This is a genomic window from Marinobacter sp. LV10R510-11A, assembly GCF_900215155.1.
Lineage (GTDB): Bacteria > Pseudomonadota > Gammaproteobacteria > Pseudomonadales > Oleiphilaceae > Marinobacter.
The window spans coordinates 1450332-1469192 of sequence record NZ_LT907980.1; the positions used below are offsets into that span (position 1 = coordinate 1450332).

The 18861-nt window shown below is 52.7% G+C and carries 15 protein-coding genes; 9 read left to right on the forward strand and 6 right to left on the reverse strand.

The window, feature by feature from the left end:
• Positions 1-14: 14 nt before the first annotated feature.
• Positions 15-500: a thioesterase domain-containing protein gene (locus tag CPH80_RS06925; RefSeq protein WP_096276390.1), complete on the reverse strand. Its 486-nt coding sequence runs from the start codon at positions 498-500 to the stop codon at positions 15-17.
• Between the two features lie 35 nt (positions 501-535).
• On the reverse strand, positions 536-2203 hold the full coding sequence (locus tag CPH80_RS06930; RefSeq protein WP_096276392.1) for an AMP-binding protein: 1668 nt from the start codon (positions 2201-2203) through the stop codon (positions 536-538).
• A gap of 228 nt (positions 2204-2431) precedes the next feature.
• Between CPH80_RS06930 and CPH80_RS06935 the strand changes: the two genes are divergently transcribed.
• The 3 genes from CPH80_RS06935 (at position 2432) to CPH80_RS06945 (ending at position 5179) form a co-directional block, all read left to right on the forward strand.
• Positions 2432-3406 carry an ABC transporter substrate-binding protein gene (locus CPH80_RS06935; RefSeq protein WP_096276394.1) on the forward strand — a complete coding sequence of 325 codons (975 nt, stop codon included), beginning with the start codon at positions 2432-2434 and terminating at the stop codon, positions 3404-3406.
• 66 nt (positions 3407-3472) lie between these two features.
• Positions 3473-4375, forward strand: coding sequence for an ABC transporter permease (locus CPH80_RS06940; protein WP_096276396.1), 903 nt, complete (start codon positions 3473-3475; stop codon positions 4373-4375).
• 9 nt (positions 4376-4384) lie between these two features.
• Positions 4385-5179, forward strand: a complete 795-nt coding sequence (locus CPH80_RS06945) for an ABC transporter ATP-binding protein (RefSeq protein ID WP_096276398.1) — start codon at positions 4385-4387, stop codon at positions 5177-5179.
• Between the two features lie 54 nt (positions 5180-5233).
• On the opposite strand, the gene CPH80_RS06950 is transcribed toward CPH80_RS06945, so the two are convergent.
• Entirely contained in the window at positions 5234-6043 is an 810-nt protein-coding gene (locus tag CPH80_RS06950; RefSeq protein ID WP_096276400.1) for a DUF6160 family protein, read from the reverse strand.
• 354 nt (positions 6044-6397) lie between these two features.
• Between CPH80_RS06950 and CPH80_RS06955 the strand changes: the two genes are divergently transcribed.
• The 5 genes from CPH80_RS06955 to CPH80_RS21610 all read left to right on the forward strand — a co-directional run bounded on the left by CPH80_RS06955 (position 6398) and on the right by CPH80_RS21610 (position 14234).
• The gene (locus CPH80_RS06955) at positions 6398-8536 is read left to right on the forward strand and encodes an adenosylcobalamin-dependent ribonucleoside-diphosphate reductase (protein WP_096276402.1); all 2139 of its coding nucleotides are present in this window, start codon (positions 6398-6400) and stop codon (positions 8534-8536) included.
• Positions 8537-8564: 28 nt separating this feature from the next.
• A complete protein-coding gene (locus CPH80_RS06960) occupies positions 8565-9263 on the forward strand; it encodes an NrdJb (RefSeq protein ID WP_096276404.1) in 699 nt (232 codons plus the stop codon).
• 381 nt (positions 9264-9644) lie between these two features.
• Entirely contained in the window at positions 9645-10496 is an 852-nt protein-coding gene (locus tag CPH80_RS06965; RefSeq protein WP_096276405.1) for a tyrosine-type recombinase/integrase, read from the forward strand.
• Positions 10496-11617 (forward strand): IS91 family transposase, encoded by a 1122-nt coding sequence (locus tag CPH80_RS06970; protein ID WP_096276407.1) that lies wholly within the window; start codon positions 10496-10498, stop codon positions 11615-11617. Before CPH80_RS06965 ends, CPH80_RS06970 begins: the two co-directional genes overlap by 1 nt.
• Positions 11618-13724: 2107 nt before the next feature.
• Positions 13725-14234 (forward strand): hypothetical protein, encoded by a 510-nt coding sequence (locus tag CPH80_RS21610; protein ID WP_157746865.1) that lies wholly within the window; start codon positions 13725-13727, stop codon positions 14232-14234.
• A gap of 234 nt (positions 14235-14468) precedes the next feature.
• On the opposite strand, the gene CPH80_RS06985 is transcribed toward CPH80_RS21610, so the two are convergent.
• Together CPH80_RS06985 and CPH80_RS06990 are read right to left on the reverse strand one after the other, a co-directional pair.
• Positions 14469-15542: a transposase gene (locus tag CPH80_RS06985; protein ID WP_096275965.1), complete on the reverse strand. Its 1074-nt coding sequence runs from the start codon at positions 15540-15542 to the stop codon at positions 14469-14471.
• On the reverse strand, positions 15539-16450 hold the full coding sequence (locus tag CPH80_RS06990; RefSeq protein WP_096275964.1) for a tyrosine-type recombinase/integrase: 912 nt from the start codon (positions 16448-16450) through the stop codon (positions 15539-15541). Before CPH80_RS06990 ends, CPH80_RS06985 begins: the two co-directional genes overlap by 4 nt.
• Positions 16451-16602: 152 nt before the next feature.
• Between CPH80_RS06990 and CPH80_RS06995 the strand changes: the two genes are divergently transcribed.
• The gene (locus CPH80_RS06995; protein ID WP_096276411.1) at positions 16603-17022 is read left to right on the forward strand and encodes a hypothetical protein; all 420 of its coding nucleotides are present in this window, start codon (positions 16603-16605) and stop codon (positions 17020-17022) included.
• A 77-nt stretch (positions 17023-17099) separates the two neighbouring features.
• Here CPH80_RS06995 and ltrA read toward each other — a convergent pair whose 3' ends face one another.
• Positions 17100-18434 (reverse strand): group II intron reverse transcriptase/maturase, encoded by a 1335-nt coding sequence (ltrA, locus tag CPH80_RS07000; protein ID WP_096276413.1) that lies wholly within the window; start codon positions 18432-18434, stop codon positions 17100-17102.
• Between the last annotated feature and the right edge of the window lie 427 nt (positions 18435-18861).

Below are 18861 nucleotides of genomic sequence, written 5' to 3' on the forward strand. Positions count from 1 at the left end.
TACCGGCCTCAAAACTAGGGCGCTATTGCAGAGTGGGCACCCTGCACGACGAACCGCCCCTGAAATACAGCCACCGGATCACCCTGTGGCATGGGGTTCGGCGTTCCGCAAAACACCTCAGTGGTGAGATCCAATCGAGCTTTGCCGTGCCTTGCCAAGGCTTTTCTGAAGCGCTCAGGAACTTCTTCCCCTGGCAACCGGCAGATCGCGTAAAAGCCTGAGGCCACCGGTTCAAGATAATCAATGCTGCCTGTCTGCACCACCACATTGCCTTTCAAACCAAGATCGGCCAGTGCAAGCTCCATAAGCCCCCAGGCCGCTGTTACAGCCACTGAATAGACGCTGCCACCAAAGCCGGTGCCCTGATGATTGGTATTGGGTTCAAGTGGCGCACTAATCAGTAACGCACTGCCATCCCAAGAATGCAGTTCAATTCCCAGTGCGCGGGAAAGCGGAATTTCCTCATGAATGCGCTTCTGAAATGCAGAAAGCTGAGCCATAAACCCCTCCTGATCTGAACAAAACGGGTTGTGCGTTACTGCCAGAGCACCTTCTGGCGCTTCGCATACCACTCGTTCACTTGGCTTTCATAGGCCTCTTCCACAACATTTCGCTTAAGCTTCAGCGTTGGCGTCAAGAAGCTGTTCTCCATCGACCACTCATCGCTGACGATTATCACAAAAGCCAGCTTCTCGTGTGGGTCCACCGTCTTGTTCACCTTATCAACAAGTTCAGTGAAGCTGGCCTCAATCTCCTTCCGGAAATCCGCATCGGCCATCTTTGGCCTAACGCCTTCTGCCAGCTGAATCATGGCAAAAGGCTGGGTCTGGTTGGCACCAGACACACACACCAGCTCGATTGACTGGTGTGCCATCAAGCGGTTTTCAATTGGCGCAGGTGCAATATACTTGCCCTTGCTGGTCTTAAAGATTTCCTTCATTCGGCCCGTAATTTTCAGGCGCCCCATCTCATCAATTTCGCCTTTATCGCCGGTTTTCAAGAAACCGTCTTCGGTAAAGGCTTCACGGGTTTTCTCTTCGTCCTTGTAATAACCCATCATACTGCCAGGGCTCTTAACCAGAATCTCACCCTCAGGGCTAATTCTCGTTTCCACACCCGGCATAGCCTCTCCCACATAACCCGTGCGAGAGCGCCCGAATTTGTTGATGTGAGAATAGGCAAAATTCTCCGTCATGCCATAGCCCTCAAGCAACTCTAGGCCAAGGTTGCGGTACCAATCCAACACGTCACTGGCAAGTGGCGCAGAACCACTACCGGCCAGCTTGGCCTTATCCAGACCCAGCCCCTTCAGGATCTTTTTCTTGATCAGCCGGTTCACAATAGGAATCTTCAGCAGCGTATCTAGCTTCTTCTGTGGCAGTTTCTGCAGAACACCCTGTTGAAATCTAACCCACAGCCGCGGAACCGAAAGGAACAACGTTGGCTGTGCTCGCTTCATATCTTCAACAAAGGTGTCAAGAGACTCGGCAAAGAACAGATGGAAACCCGCATATAAAGAAGCCAGCTCTACAAACGTGCGCTCAAAAACGTGTGCCATGGGAAGGTAAGACAGCATGCGCTCATCCGAGCTAACCTGCAGAACCTCAAGGCCGCCTTCGGCCGCAAGGGCCATGTTACGGAAGCTCAGCATGACGCCTTTCGGCTGGCCTGTACTGCCCGAGGTATAGACAACCGTTGCAAGCTCGTCTCCCTCGCGCTGAACGTTCTCCTCCAAAGGCGGATACTTGGCAACAATATCGTCCCAGGTTTCAAAATCATTGGGCGGGCTCAGCGGATAGGAAATACAACGAACGGAATCCGGTACGCCCGGCTTCATCGTGTCCCAGCCGTCCAGTTTACCCACAAACAAAACCTCGCACTCAGCGTGGTTCAGCACATAGGTAACGGTATCTGCATTCAGCGTGGGGTATAGCGGCACGGAAACATGCCCCGCCATCCAGATCGCCCAGTCGGTCATGATCCAGTGTGCGCAGTTCTTCGAAATCAGGCCGATACGGCTTTTCTCAGGCAGGCTCAGGGATTTGAGGTACGACGCCATACGGCGGGCCTCGTCAACCGCCCTTCCCCATGTGTAGTCCACCACTTTGCCATCGCCAATAGGCTGGGTTAGGTAAAGGGAATTAGCCTTAGTAGTCTCCCAGTGATAGACCATATCCAGGGGAAGTTTGTTTGTTGTGTGCATGGATCTTCCTTGGTTTTCGTTATTTGATTTATAAGGACATTATTTAGGCACTAGTAGGGTATTTCAACACATTGTGGCGAGTCAAAGCGTGACTCAGGCCAACTGGGCAAAACTCTTCCCGAGAATATCTCGTTTAGGCCAACACACATTAACATGCTCTACCGCCAAGGCCGCAGGGCTGTGATAAACTCTCGCACCTATACCGCAACAAACCTCGGAGATGGGCAAATGGCCAAGAAAACCCTACGCATCCTGTTGGGCGCGTCATTAATGGCAATGGCAAGTCTTTCACAGGCTGCAGAGCCACGTGTTGTCGCCATTACGCAGATCGTCGAACACCCGGCTTTGGATGCCGTTCATCAAGGCGTAAAGGATGAACTGGCCGAACGAGGCTACAAAGAAGGTGACAATCTTAAGCTCATGCACGAAAGCGCTCAGGGAAACGCTGCCATCGCCTCCCAGATTGCCCGTAAATTTATCGGTGACAAACCCGATGTGATCGTGGCTATCGCAACACCTTCGGCACAAACGGTTGCCGCTGCTGCCCGCAACATCCCCGTGGTGTTTGCTGCGGTAACCGATCCAGTAGGCGCAAAGCTGGTTAAAAGCGCCGAGGCACCGGGCGCAAACATTACCGGCGTAAGCGACATGCTCCCCATCGACAAGCACCTAGACATGTTGCAGCGCATCATGCCGAATGCCAAGCGAATTGGCACCGTATTCAATCCTGGCGAAGCCAACGCTGTAACACTGGTTGAGCTGCTTGAAGAGCGCATGAAAGCCCGCGGACTCACTTTGGTAAAAGGCGCAGCCACCAAGACCTCTGAAGTACTGGGCGCGGCCCGCTCTTTAGTAGGCAAGGCTGATGCTATTTATCTGACAACCGATAACACGGTTATCAGCGCCGCCGAAGCGGTCATTTCCGTGGGCGAACGCGCCAATATCCCCGTGTTCGCAGCCGACACCGCCACGGTTGCCCGGGGTGCCGTCGCTGCTATGGGTTTTGACTACTACGACCACGGCCGCCAAGCCGGCGTAATGGTTGCCCGCATTCTCGAAGGCGAAAAGCCCGCCGACATGCCCGTTGAAACCATGGAAAAGCTCAACCTGTTCGTGAACCCAGAAGCCGGTGAGCGCATGGGCATCACCCTGTCGGAAGATGTGATTGCCGACGCTCAAAAAGTCATTAAAAGCGATAAGTAACGCCTGACCTACACGGGCAGAACCCAAAAGGATCCGCCCGTTTTTCTTTCACAGTGAATCTTACCCATGCTGAGTGATATTGCATTTTACGGCGCAATCGAGACCGGCCTCATTTATGGCCTAGTTGCGTTCGGTATTTATATCTCATTTCGTGTACTCGATTTTCCCGACCTGACAGTTGACGGCAGTTTTCCCCTTGGTGCGGCCGTTGCGGCAGTGCTAATTATGGAAGGCTGGAACCCCTGGCTGGCCACAGGTTCCGCCGTACTCGCCGGCATGGCTGCCGGTGCTGTAACAGCGATGCTGAACGTAAAACTGAACATTCTGAATCTGTTGGCATCCATCCTCACTATGATTGCCCTGTACTCCATCAACCTTCGCATTATGGGCAGGCCAAACATTGCGCTTCTCGGCGAAGAAACCGTGCTCACCCCGTGGTACTCGCTGGGCCTCGACTACCATCATGTGCCGGTGCTGCTATTTGTGATCGTGGTGTTCATCGCCCTAATTCTTTTGTGGCGCTTCATGAAATCCGAAACCGGTCTCGCAATGCGCGCAACCGGCGCCAACCCACGAATGGCACGTGCCCAGGGCATTTCCACCGGAACCATGATTATTCTCGGTGTTGCTGTGTCTAACGGTTTGGTTGGCCTGGCGGGCGCACTCTTCGCCCAAAGCCAAGGCGCAGCCGATGTCACCATGGGGGTTGGGGTCATCGTTATAGGCTTGGCTTCATTGATTGGCGGTGAAGCGGTTATCACACCAACCACGGTCGTTCGCGCCCTAATCGGCTGCGTGATTGGCGCTATTATCTACCGTTTGGCCATTGCCTTGGCGTTGAACGCCGACTTCCTTGGCCTCAAAGCCCAGGATCTAAACTTGGTAACCGCGGTTCTAGTGACCCTGGCGATTGTATTGCCCGGTGCTCGCAACTCCCTGGTTAGCAAACTCACCCGCAAAAAAGCCTGAGGAGGCAATATGATCAGCGCAACCGATCTCCAGCTTACCTTTGGCAAAGGCACTCCGCTGGAAAACCCCGCACTTAGGGGCATGAGCCTCACCGTTAATCAGGGTGAGTTTGTTACCGTGATTGGCAGCAACGGCGCGGGCAAGTCCACCTTTTTGAATGCGTTGGCGGGTGAAGTTCTGGTTGATAGCGGCACCATCGTTGTCGACAACCTAAACGTTACCAAGCTGTCTACCCACAAACGAGCGGGCCGCGTGGCGCGGGTGTTTCAGGACCCGCTGGCTGGCACCTGCGAGGGCCTGAGCATTGAGGAAAACCTAGCTCTTGCCATCAAGCGAGGCCAGCGCCGCAGTTTGGGTGCAGCGGTGAAAAGGCAATACAGGGAACAGTTCCGGGAAAGCCTCTCGTCCCTCAATTTGGGGCTAGAGAACCGTCTGAGCGACAAAATGGGCTTACTCTCCGGTGGCCAGCGCCAAGCTGTAAGCCTGTTGATGGCAAGCCTTACGCCGTCCAACATTTTGCTGCTCGACGAGCACACTGCAGCGCTGGACCCCAAAACCGGTGCCTTCGTGCTGGCACTCACCACCAAAATCATCGAAGAGCAAAAGCTGACGGCTTTGATGGTAACCCACAGCATGAAACAGGCGCTGGAAGTTGGCAGCCGCACAGTGATGCTGCACCAGGGCGAGGTGGTGTTTGATATTGAAGGCAAGAACCGCGAAGGCCTGGAAGTGAAAGATCTTCTCGAGCTGTTTGAAACCCAGCGCGGGCTTTCAGTGGATGACGACAGCCTCTTATTGGGCTGACATCGAAAAAGGCGGGATTCTCTCCCGCCTTTTTTATACCCAACTACACCAGATTCAATGCCCGTAAATGAGCATTGAGGTGTCGGTAATCGACAGATTGTCCAAAGCCACCGACCCAATAGATGTACCACCCACGATAACGCTGCCAATGCGGATGTCTGCTTCAAAGGTCTGCAGATCAATCGCTAGGCTCTCGACATTTTGAGAGTTCGGCGCCTTGTAAATATCCAGGTCCACGTAGGCAAACAACTTGAGAGGCTGCGGCGCCTGCAAATCATAATCCGCACTGGTTAGCTGAAAATCACGGATACCCAACGCCAAAAATGGCACGTCGAAGTCCATGTCATCAATAGCAATGTCGGTTTTGAAGTTCAGCTTGTCGGTGGCGGTATCGATCCGAATGGTTCCGGAGCCGATCAACGCGTCCATGTTGAAATTATCAAGAATGGTCGTAGAACCGCCGGTACCCGTAAGATTCCAGGCGCCGGTTGATACCCGCACATCCACCGCATTGAACGACAAGGGCAACAGGTTGATGATGGCGTCGCCATCGCTGGCCACATCGATGTTGATCCGGATATTATCCAGCCGGTCTGTAGCGGCTCCGTTCAGGTTCAGATTCATCTCTGAGAACATATCGGTGCGATTGGTGCCGCCCACGAAAATGTCGTTTATCTCCAGTGACCCCTCATCTGTATAGATGAAACGGTCAATGTTCAGCTTGGTTTCAAGCTCAATTGTGACACCCGCCTGCCCCGTGATGCTACCCATCATGGAATCATCCAAGCGTTGAATCTCCGCCACAGCTGCAGGTGGAACCCCCGCAATACACAGCGCCAGCAATGTAGGTTTCAGGCCTCTCATTGTTCTTCCTTTTTTATAGTGGTTCACGTCCTGTGGGCCACAGCACTATTCGACTCCACACCACCACTTTAACGACACATGTATTCCGAATACGTGCAGAAGTCACAAACCACGTGATTTTGCGAGCGAACACGCTCTTTTCGCGTGTTTATTGATCACAACATATAGGGATTTTGAGATTTTCGCCCCAAGCGCCGGATTTACCAAAGCTTTCCATCTTGCAAGGCATTTTCCATTGATTTTCTTTGCCAGAAGCGACTTCTCAATAGTCCCGTTTAAATTCACAAAACACTATATCCTGTTATACTCGTCGAAAATAAACCTACATATAGTGATTTTAATTGAGGGGTGGCAATGAACGCTAAGGCAGAAGCAGTGGTTACATCAATTCCGATGCAGGACACTTCGCTTGATATCTGGACCAGCAAATATCAGCTAAAAACCAAGACCGGCGAAGCCGTAGACAAGGACATCAACGCTACCTACCAGCGCGTTGCAGCAGCCTTGGCGCAAGTTGAAAACAAATCTGTACGCGCCGAGCAGCTGAAAAACTTTACGTGGGCATTGAAGCACGGTGCCATTCCTGCCGGCCGGATCACCTCTAACGCCGGTGCTGAGGCGCACAAGCCTGCAACCTCCACCATTAACTGCACCGTGTCCGGCTCCGTTCAAGATTCCATGAACGACATCCTGGAGAAAAACCACGAAGCAGGCCTCACCCTTAAGGCTGGCTGTGGTATCGGTTACGAGTTCTCAACCCTGCGCCCGAAAGGTGCCTATGTAGCCGGCGCCGGTGCGACGACATCTGGCCCGCTGTCCTTCATGGATATCTTCGACCGCATGTGCTTTACCGTGTCTTCAGCCGGTGGACGCCGCGGTGCGCAAATGGCCACCTTTGATGTTCACCACCCGGATGTAATCGATTTTATCCAAGCCAAGCGTGAAGACGGCCGCCTGCGCCAGTTCAACCTATCCTTGCTGATCACCGAAGACTTCATCGAAGCCGTTCGTAACGATAGCGACTGGAGCCTCTCCTTCCCGGTTACCAAGAAGGAAGCGGAAGAAGAAGGCCTAGATCTCGCCGACACTAACCAGTACGTGTATCGCGACTTCCCAATACTGAAAGGCTACGTGGTCAACGAAGAAGGCAAGGTGGCGTGCCGTATTTACCGCACCCTGAAAGCCCAGTTCATCTGGGACACCATCATGACCTCCACCTACGACTACGCAGAGCCCGGCTTCATCCTGATCGACAAGGTCAATCAGATGAACAACAACTGGTTCTGTGAAGACATCCGCGCCACCAACCCCTGCGGCGAGCAGCCCCTGCCCGCTTACGGCAGCTGCCTGCTGGGCTCTGTGAACCTGACCATGTTTGTGGACTTCCCCTTCACCAGCAAAGCCAGCTTTAACTATGAAAAGTACCGCAAGGTTGTGGGCATTTTCACCCGCATGCTAGATAACGTAGTAGAGATCAACGGCCTGCCGTTGGCCGAGCAACGCCACGAAATTACCTACAAGCGTCGCCATGGCATGGGCATTCTTGGCCTAGGCTCAACCCTCGCCATGCTGCGCATGCCTTACGGCTCGGCCGACTCTGTACAGTTCACGGAAGAGGTTGTACGTGAAATGGCCGTAGAAGGCTGGCGCCAGTCTCTCTCCCTTGCGGAAGAGAAAGGCGTTGCGCCAATTATGAACGACGACTTTGAAATTACCCCGAAAATGATGGGTAAATGCGCGCAACTAGCGAAAGATGGCTACAAAATCGGCGATAAACTAAAAGGCCGCGTACTGCACGCCAAATACAGCCGCTACATGCAGGAAATTGCCAGCGTTGACCCCAAGCTGGTAGAAGCACTGGCAGAAAAAGGTGGCCGCTTCACCCACCACACCTCTATCGCACCGACCGGCACCATCAGCCTGTCCCTGGCCAACAACGCCAGTAACGGCATAGAGCCAAGCTTCTCGCACCATTACGCCCGTAACGTCATCCGCGAAGGCCGCAAAACCAAAGAAAAAGTCGACGTGTTCTCCTTCGAGCTGCTGGCTTACCGCCACATGGTTAACCCCGGCGCTATGCCCTTCTCAGACGAAGAAGACAAAAAACTGCCCAGCTACTTCACCACCTCTGACGACGTAAGCCCGGCGCAGCACGTAGACATCCAAGCCGCCGCGCAGAAGTGGGTAGATTCCTCGATCTCCAAAACCGCGAACGTGCCAACCGACTTCCCTTATAAGGATTTCAAGAGCATTTACCTCTACGCCTACGACATGGGCCTGAAAGGTTGCACCACCTTCCGCTTTAACGCTGAAGCCTTCCAAGGCGTATTGGTAAAAGAAATAGACCTTGAAAACACCCTTTACGAGTTCACCCTCGACGATGGCAGCAAGGTGGAGCTGAAGGGCAACGAACAGGTAGATTACGACGGCGAGATACACACCGCCGCCAACCTGTTTGACGCGCTAAAAGAAGGCACCTACGGAAAGTATTGATCCGGAAAACCGACACAGGACAGAAGACATGACCGTTAAAATTAGCAACAAAATCGTCGGCTACCGGGTAAAAAAAGCCGACACAGACGCGCCCAAAGAACAGCTGCCAGCAGCGAAACCGGAAAGCACGCTCGTTAAGATGAACGAATACATCGAGCGGCCAGATTTTTTGGTAGGCACCACCTACAAAATCAAACCGCCGGTGGCCGAGCACGCGATGTACATCACCATCAACGACATCCTGCTGAACGAAGACACAGACTACGAAAGCCGGCAGCCGTACGAAGTGTTCATCAATTCCAAATCCATGGAGCACTTCCAGTGGGTGATCGCCCTCACCCGCGTAATCTCTGCGGTATTCCGCAAAGGCGGCGACCTGACCTTTTTGGTGGAAGAACTGCGCTCCGTATACGACCCGAACGGCGGCTACTTCAAGAAAGGCGGCGTATTCATGCCCTCCCTAGTAGCTGAAATCGGTGCCGTTATCGAGAAGCACCTGAAGGCCGTTGGCCTGATGGAAAGCGAAGAGATGAGCGAAACCACTAAGCGCATCCTCGCCGAAAAGCGTGCCGAGTTCGAAGCAGCCAGCACCACGGCGACCAACGACGACAAGGCCGGCGACTTCCCGCCCAACTCCACCATGTGCGGCAAGTGCAGCACCAAGGCGGTGATTGTGATGGACGGTTGTGCGACTTGCTTGTCTTGTGGTGATAGTAAGTGCGGTTGAGGTCATTGACCGGTATGTGATTAAGAGGCCCGGGGTTGACGTGACGCTTCGGGCCTTTTTTTATGGCCTTGCGCACCGCCCGCTGGTATTCGCGTGACAGCTTCGTTATTGCGCGGTGATATTACGAAGTTTGACGAGGCTGCGGTGGTAATTGTTTGGTTTTAGAGTAGTTTTGTGCGTGGGTTGCTTAAGAAGTGCGTAATCGTGGTGGGTGAAAATGCAGAAGTCATAATATTGAATAACGAAGAGCGCTGCCCAATACGCTGTTGAACTAAACCGCTTCGCGGTAGCGAGTAAGCCTGGAAGTTTCCTGCGAGATCAGGTGAATTGACCGATACTTTTGATTAGCCCAAGTGGGCTTTCAAAAGAGGAGTTACCGTCATGACACCGTTACGTCAGACCATGATCCAGGCCATGTGCCAACATGGCTTTTCCCCCCGAACCCAGCACAGCTATCTTTATGTCGTCACCGCGCTGGCCCGTTATTATCGGCGCTCGCCCGATCAGTTGAAGGTTGAAGACTTGCAAGTCTATTTCAACTATCTGGTTCAGGAGCGTTCCCTGTCACCGGCCAGTTGCCGTGTTTACCTCCATGGTATCCGGTTTCTGTATCTGAAGGTGCTGCACTGGGCGCACTTCGATGTAACCCTGATGCTGCCCAAGCGACCCCAGCGTATTCCGGAATTACCGACACGTCAGGAGGCTGCACGCCTTTTGGCCGTTGTTCTTAACCCCAAGCACCAAGCCCTGTTATCCGTCACCTATGGATGCGGTTTGCGCGTCAGCGAAGCGGTCGCGTTGAAGGTGAAAGACATTGATGGTGAGCGCCATCTGCTGCGGATTGAACAAGGCAAGGGCGCCAAAGACCGGATGGTGTCGCTGTCCCCCGGGTTGCTCCGAGCGCTTCGTCAGTATTGGCGGATCCGTCGACCAATGACCTGGTTGTTTCCCAGTGATTTGCTCCCGGACAGACACCTTCATATCACCACGCCTCAGAAGGTCTACCACACAGCCAAGACAGCCAGTGGTATTGAAAAATGCGGTGGCATTCATGCCTTGCGCCATGCCTACGCCACGCACCAGCTGGAGCGGGGGTTGCCCGTTCACGAGCTGCAACGGCTCTTGGGGCATAGCGATTTGCGCAGTACTCAACGGTATCTGCACTGGTTGCCAGGCGTCACACCCCAAAACGGGGGTCCCGTTGACCTGATCGCAAGTCTCGGAGGTGCGTGATGACGGGCACACTGAGCGTTCAAAGCATACTGGCGCGATTTCTGCCGGGTCAGACACTGGATAGTCACCGCCGTAAGGTCTGCGCCCGCCTAACGGACTGCCGAACCGCCCGCATGGGCGGTATGGAAATGCGTTGTGATCATTGCCAGGCCCGCTCCGTCTGTTATTACGGTTGCCGGGACCGGCATTGTCCGCAATGCCAGGGCCGGGCGAGTCAGCAGTGGAGTACACGTCAGCGATCCCTGTTGTTGCCGGTGCCTTACTTCCATCTGGTGTTTACGCTACCTCACACCTTGAACGGCTGGGTTCAGATCCATCCCGACGTGGTCTATCGCTGTCTGTTCGCCGCAGTCTGGGACACGCTTAACCAGTTTGGGCGCAACACCCGGCACCTTGGCGGCGAGCTGGGCATGACGGCGGTGCTCCACACGTGGGGGCAGAACCTGAGCCGTCATGTGCACGTGCATTGCCTGATCCCAGGCGGAGTGTTGACCGGCACCGGTGACTGGCACAAGGCAAAAAGCCAGTACCTGTTCCCGGTACGGGCTCTATCCCGGCGTTTTCGAGGGCGCATGGTGTCGTTGCTAAGAGCGTCGGTGAACGCAGGTGAGCTACACCGGGTGACCCGCAACGGTGAGATTGATGGTGTGCTCGACGGCCTGATGCAGCAGGAATGGGTTGTCTACACTCGACACTGCCTGAACCAGGCCGAGAGCGTAGTGGATTATCTGGCTCGCTACACGCACCGAATCGCCATCAGCAATGGGCGCTTGTTGACGATGGAGGATGACCGGATCGCCTTCCGCTATAAGGATTATCGAGATCATTCACGATTGAAGACCCAGTGGCTGGATGGCCAGGAGTTCGTACGGCGGTTCCTAATGCACATTCTGCCAAAAGGCTTCATGCGAATTCGCCATTTTGGCTACCTGAGCAATCGAACCCGGCGACGAAAATTGGCTGTTATCCGGCACTGCTTATCGCAGCCGCCCAAACCAGAAGCGACACTGGAGAGCCCGGCGTCTCAGCGGTGCTGGCCCTGTCTCCTCTGTGACAACGGTCTGGTTCGTATGATTCGTCAGATCCCACGATTTAAACCAGCGGTGATCCCAACGGGCTAACCCATCCCCACCTGGTTCGATGCGAGGAGAACAGCAGTTCTAAAGGAGCTGGGCATTTCTGCGGGCCGACGCTGGAAAAAGGGGTATCTGAAAGGTAATCTGAGGGGAATCACAACAAGGAACCGCCTCATGAAGGATCGAATGAGACTAAAACCCGCCGGCATTGCTTCCCGCCCGGCCCCAGATGTACCGTTCAGGCCTCGCCTCCAAATTACTTTATCCTTAGGCACCGTTCGATAGCTGCGGCGTTGGCGGCTTAGTCCAACAGACATTTAAAGGTCATGCTGCGCACGACCATTAAATGCTTAGGTGTTAGCTGGATTGATGTTGTACCTTTTGGGTGGCTTGGTGCCAGTGGCCTTGGCCCCAGGTTCGTAGCAAAACTGGTAACTTGCAGCTACGCCAAGGCCGTCTGAGTCCGTGGTCAGTTTGGCAGTTCAATCGTTCACCGGCACTGCCATAAAATTTGGTGTTCGCCGTGTGGGGCCGTCCGCGCAAACTTGGGTCTGCGTCTGGTAATCTGGCGTTCAGGTTCGTTAGCCGCATCGGCTGCGGTGCTTTTTAACACTGTGCATCGGCGGATTTTGGTGCAAGAGCAGCAGCGGAGTAGGCTATCACTTTGAGTGCCAGGGGCTGGGTTATCAGTTACACCCAGCTAACAAATCGCAGCAGTGCGCGGCCTACGGCCGCCGGACGTCACTGACGTGCCGCCGCTGTGCTCAGCGTTAGGTGCAATAATGCCCATGCATCTTCATTTGAAGTCCAACAGGGTATGGAGAAATAATATGAAAATATATTTTATTGCAATAATGGTATTTATTTTGGGTGGTTGCTCAAGTAAATATGTGGTCACATTTGATTCCAATCCGAAAGGGGCTTCATTAGTTTGTAGTGGTAAGAACTGGGGGCCTACCCCGACAAAACTTTACTATGATTAAAGTGTTAAAAAACGATCTTCTCTAAATGTAAGTGACTGTAGTGCAAACTGGGTTAGCGGTGCGAGAAAAAGTTACCCTTTAAATCTAAAAGTATACCCTCAAGGTGGGACAATTATTACATTGGATAGACCAAGTGGGGATGGTTACTCTCAAGATGCTGGATACGCTTTACAACTTAGACAAACAGAGGCAGCGGAAGCAGCAGCATCAGCCGCTAGAAAATCAGCTCGTGAAGCGAAAAGACAAAATAATAAAACAACAACTTGTTATACCAATTATGGCATTACCCAATGTTATTAAATTTGCGAACAACATATTGTAATGTCATTGAAACTTATACTTACTGCAATTAATACCTATGAAAGAACAGTCGTATAAATTGGATTATATATTTTTATTGTTGGCTCTGTCTTTTGTTATGGCATCATTTTATATAGATTTTACTACTTGCACTAATTCACTGTTTTCTAGATCAGGTTCTATAATGGTGTTGGTATCAGTAATAGTTGAGTATAGAATTTCTAATTCAATATACGCAGAAATTCAAAAAGCCATGTTTCTGGGTACAAAAATAAATCTTTCCATACCATTCAAAGCGAAGCCATCAAAAGATAAAGTTTTTATTTCTCGATTCTCACACACTTTAGTAATATTGGGCACAGTAATTTGGGGTTATGGTGATTTACTATTTAAGCAAGGCACCTAACAAAAACATGCACTCGGACAAAATAAAGCTGCGCTCGTTCCTCACTACGCTTTATTTTTCCGGTGATGTTAAGCGTTAGCGACCAACAATAGAGGATTCTAATTTGACATGCTATTTCTGCAAAAGCGCCCCTCCAATAGCCAATAGTCATGTTGTCCCAAACTTCATGAGTAAGCACATAAAGAAAAATAGCCCATTTGGCTATATGCTAAATTTATGGAACAAAAAGCCAAAACACGATCTGCACAAGGGGCCGTATTTTTGTCGAACATGTGACAACGAAGTGATAAGCGGATGGGAGGATTTCTTTGCAAGCAAGATTTGGAGGGAGCCTCTAAATGCTAACAATCATTGGAGTAATGAAGAGTCTTTAAATTTCATACTTTCGTTAGCATATCGCTATTCTATCCATTTCATAGAAACGTCCCCAATAATGGCGAACCATGACTATTCAGAATGTGTAATGAAAATAGCAGAAGATGCAATCCGAGATAACTCAAAGGTCGGAAAAAGTATTTTTATTTATCCTTACGTTCATCAAGAAATAACGCAAGACTGTGATTTTCTACCAGGAGTAAATCATCTTCTAAGTCTTGCGGCACACGGAGAGAGCTTGCCAAAAGAGGGTAATCTGCCAAATGCTTTTCTTGTAATAGTTCCAAAAATGATCTTCCTTTTTTGCGATCAAGATTTATCCTCTGTTGGTGAGGAAAGCCTAAAAAGCCCTGTTCATTTGATACCAGGAAATAGTTTTGACGCTTCATCGTCCAACACGGACATGCCAATTTTCTTATCGTCAATAATTAACAAATTAATAAATCATGGACAGTCACATCAAAAAAATATTGGGCGCTGGAACAAAATGGCATATGGAACCGATAAATTTATTAACCCTAGTAAGATCTGCTATGTTGCACAGAGTCAAGATCAAACATTATTGAACTGGCAGCGTAGAAACTGCGCTAACAAATAAGGATAGGTCGCGCGCAGCCGCGACCTGATCCGGTGTTGGACGAGCCCGGTGCTTCTCTATTAAGGAAATATCATCGGCGAACTGAGAGGTGCTTTGGCCCTGGCATTGGGCGGTCATTTTCGTCAGGCCAGAGGTTCCCGTGACCCTCGGTGAAACCGATAGCCGATCTGTCCTGGTGGTGTCATAGGGTGCTCTGATCCCTCCCTGTGAGGTGCATGTCGGACGGATGTGGGTCTATGCTAAACATCGTCGCCGGATTGTCGGCCCGGGCCACCGGCAAGGTCGCCGCCAAAGCGTGATGCCCATGGGCTCGCCACAACAGGGGCAAACGCGTTGTTTCCGGGGTTGGGTGACGATCCCGGGTAGCGCCACCTGCAAGCGCAACTGCAGCCGGTGTAAGGTTTTGCGGGCACCGCCGTGCAGGAACCCGTATGCCCGCACCCGTCGCAGCCCCTTGGGCAGGACATGCTGCAGAACCCGCCAGAGGAACCGACTCGCCGGTTCGGTCAGGGTCTGCCAGCGCCGGGTCTGGCTGTCCTGGTAGCGGAAGGTGACCTGCTCACCGTCGTAATCCACGATGTTCTGCTCCCGGAGCACACCACGATACAGATAGCGGGCCAGATAGGTCAGCGCCTGGTCGCCACGGCCGACCTGCTCGCACTGGGCGACCCAGTGTTTGGGAATCGATTCCGGCAAGGCAAAGCCTTGCTCGCGCATCCGGGTGAGGAATTTGGCGCGAAACACGGTGGCCAGGGCCCGGCCGTTGAACAGGTATCGCCCGGCCCGGGCGTGCCAGTGATGGCCCGTCAGCCCGCCCCCGGGGACCACGATGTGGACATGGGGGTGGAAAGCCAAGCGGCGGGAGTGGGTGTGCAACACCCCGACCAGCCCGAGCTGGTTGCCCAGGCGTTTATCGTTGCGGGCGAACTGGCACAGCGTCTCCCGGGCGGCCTGGAACAGAGCGTGACAGGTCCATCGGAGGTGGTGCCAGGCAAAGCCCCGCAACTGGGCCGGTAGGGTGAAGGTCACCAGGAAATAATCCACCGGCAACAGCTTCTGCCGCTGCCGGCCCAGCCATTGGCTGTTGGTGCCGTGCTGACAGGCAGGGCAACTGCGATGGCCGCAGGACGGGTACGCCTGTTGCACCTGCTGACAGGCGCGACAGTGATAGCGAACCTCGCCACAGTCCGGCGTATGGCAGGCCAGAATCGACCGCAGGGCGGCGTGATGTTCCGGTCGCATACGTGCCCCGACGTGCTGCTTCAGGCTGGCCTCATGATCGCGCAGAATCTGCGCCAGGGTGATCATGGGGTCACCCAGTCAACCTGCAGGCGCTCCACCAGAGCATTAATCATCAGGGCACTGTTCTGCTGGGCCTCATGGGTCATCCGGGTGTAGCGGGCGGTGGTTACCGGGCTGGCGTGGCCGAGCAGAGTCTGAATCGAGCGCAGGTTCACCCCATTTTCCAGCAGATGGGTGGCAAAGCTGTGGCGCAGGGAGTGAATGTGCACATTTTTGCGGATACCGCAGTCCAGAGCGACCTGTTTGATGGCCTTCTGCACTCCACCCCGGTCCATCACCCGGGGCTTGCCGGAGGTGGCAACCGACGCATACGGCGGGTGCCCCCCGGGAAACAGCAGGTCCGGATGACGGTGAGTGGCCCAATAGCGCCGCAAGGCCTTGAGTGTCATCAGCGGTAAAGGCACGAAGCGATCCTTCTTGCCCTTGCCACAGCGCACATGCACCCGCATCAGGTGACTGTCGACATCGGCGATGGTCAGGTTCAGGGACTCGCTCAGTCGCAGGCCCAGACTGTAGGTGGTGAGGAAATAGACCTGATAACTGAGTTTGCGTGTGCGACTAATCAGGCGCTCGACCTCCTTCAGGGAGAGCACGTCCTGCAGGGTCTGAACCTTGGGGGCCTTGACGATAGGGACGTATTCCCAGGGCTTGCCCAGTACATACTGATAGAAACTCTGCAACGCATTGCGGGCAATCTTGACCAGACTCCAGGACCGATGCTCGACCAGATGCATGAAATACTGCTGGAGCTGATCGGTGCTAAGCTGATCGGGACAGGTCTCGAAATAGTCGCAGACCTGTCGCAGGCAACGGGTGTACAGATCGATGGTCTTGGGGCTTTTGCCGCGCAGGGTGAGTTCGGTGAGGTAGCGTTGGTGCAGTGCTTGAAAACGAGCGTGTTCGTTGGCGTTCATCACACTTCTCCTGACAAGCCCTCCGAAATGGAAGGGGTCAGAGAAGTACAGTCGAATTTGGCCTCTGCCGCGTAGCGGCTTCGTTCAACAAGGCATTGCAGCGGACAAGCCGCTGAATGCGGCGTTAGGTTTCAAAAACGAGGAATCGAGATTTGTTCGAAAAGTTCAGACGCAACTCCGCAGCAGCAAGGCTCTTAGAAGAGCAACTGTATGAACAAGTTGTCATGGAGCTATCACAAGGTCAAAGGCGCGACGGATTGTGGGCAAAAGCAATGGCAAACAGTGATGGCTCGGAAGAAAAAGCCAAATCTCTGTATATCAAATATAGGGTTCAATCTATAAAAGATGAATCAGAAATTGCCGAGGCAGTTACAGAACAGGAAGAGTACAACCGCAAAAATGTACCGGCCATCGAGCGTCAAAAAAGAGTAAATAATGCTGAAGCCTTATTGCGCTCAAAAGGTTATTGGCTCCTATCTAGAGGCAACGGCTGGGTGGTTAAAAAGCCATTAGGTGGTCAACAACCTATAAACACATTAGATCAGTTGGAACAGTATGCAAAATCAAGATAAAAAACCTAATCGGGTAGCCGAGGGTATCTAACCCTCAGCCCCCACAACACCCTGCATGCGGGTCCGCACAGGGCGTTTCACTTAGGATAGTGAAGCTTGATCCAACCATCACGCAACGAATAAAGCCCCTCAGATTTCAAATATTTTAAAGACAATGCTTGATTGATCCCTGGAGTTTTAGCGCTACGCCATGGCCCTTTGCTGGTAATGCCACACGCAACTGCTGACTGCACATGCACACCTCGTCTCATCAAGTTTCTTACCTTGGTTCGTGGCTTGCGCCACTGTCGCCAGTAAGCCATTCTGACCCTGCGCCGAATCCATTGATCTAGATCGACACAGAGTTGATAGCCTTTGGCGATACCAAAGTAATTGATCCAGCCACGTAAGTACTGGCTCAGCTTGAAGAGTTGGTATCGCATTGATACACCCCAGTTGCGATTCGTTAGTTTCCGAACTTGTTGTTTGAACTTATTCAACGTATTCGGGTGCCAATGAATGTTCCCTGATCGGAAAGTGAATCCCAGGAACTTACTATCATTGGTTTTAACGACGCGGCTTTTGATCGTGTTAACGATCAATTTCAAACGGCGTTGCAGGTATTTACTGATACTATGAAGTACACGTTCGCCTGCACGCTTACTCTTCACTAAGATCGTAAAGTCGTCTGCGTATCGGGCGAATTTGTGGCCTCGCTTCTCAAGTTCTTTGTCTAGTGGGTCGAGCATGATGTTCGCCAATAGTGGCGAAAGAGGCCCACCTTGAGGAACACTCTCATGACTTTCACTATAGAGCTGGTTATCGATAACCCCAGCTCGGAGATAACGCTTAATCAATTTAAGAAGCCGTTTATCCTTCACTTTGTAGCCAAGGTACGTCATCAGTAAATCATGGTTAACTCGATCAAAGAACTTAGACAGATCAACATCAACAGAAAAACGGCGACCCGTTTTGATGATGCCTTGAACCTGCTTAACCGCTTGCTGCCCATTACGATTTGGACGGAACCCGAAGCTATTGTTCGAGAAGTCTGGATCGAAGATGGGAGTTAGTATTTGGGCAATGGCTTGCTGAATAACACGATCAGTGACCGTGGGTATCCCTAATTGGCGTTTGCCGCCATCAGGTTTATCTATTTCAACACGTCTGACCGGAAAGGGATAATAGAGACCTGTTTCCAGTTCCTCAACGACCTCTTTCCAACGGCCACACCTTGCCCAAGAGGGGAACTCATCAACGGTCATCCCGTCGATGCCAGCCGCCCCTTTATTGGCTCGAACGCGTTTCCATGCCGCCTGAAGGTTTTCAGGTTGCAACGCTTGTCCGAGTAGATCTTCGCTAAAGGCTGGCTTCATATCCATACGCTGAATCACGTCATCACCGGACGGTGTTCGTGTGTTCAAGTCTGTCATGGCTCCTCCTTTATTCAACTAAGTGTTCAGGCCTTCACCGTGTCCCAACCATTACGATGGGCGTTTGGCTACTATGCCGTCTGCTGACTTCTGCGCAATCACCGGCGGGGTTACCCCTATCGGCGCTATCGGTTGTCCACCTCGTTCGCTCGCAACCGCCGATGGCAACGGCTGCGCCCAGGCTTGATCGACCAGTGGCCTGACTGGTAATTGACCGATCGCTCGTTGAGCAGATCTCCCCAGATAAGAACATGCACTGTCACTGCGCAACTGCATCATTTACGGTGGCCGTTAGATCACGCGGCTTCGTCGTCTTGTGCCAACTCGCCTCCGGCCTACGCCTCATATGATGTTCTTGTTCATCAGCTCGCAGCTTTGCTAGCGGCTTCCTCCAGACCGCGCCTCGCGGGTTGGCCCTTGCCATTCG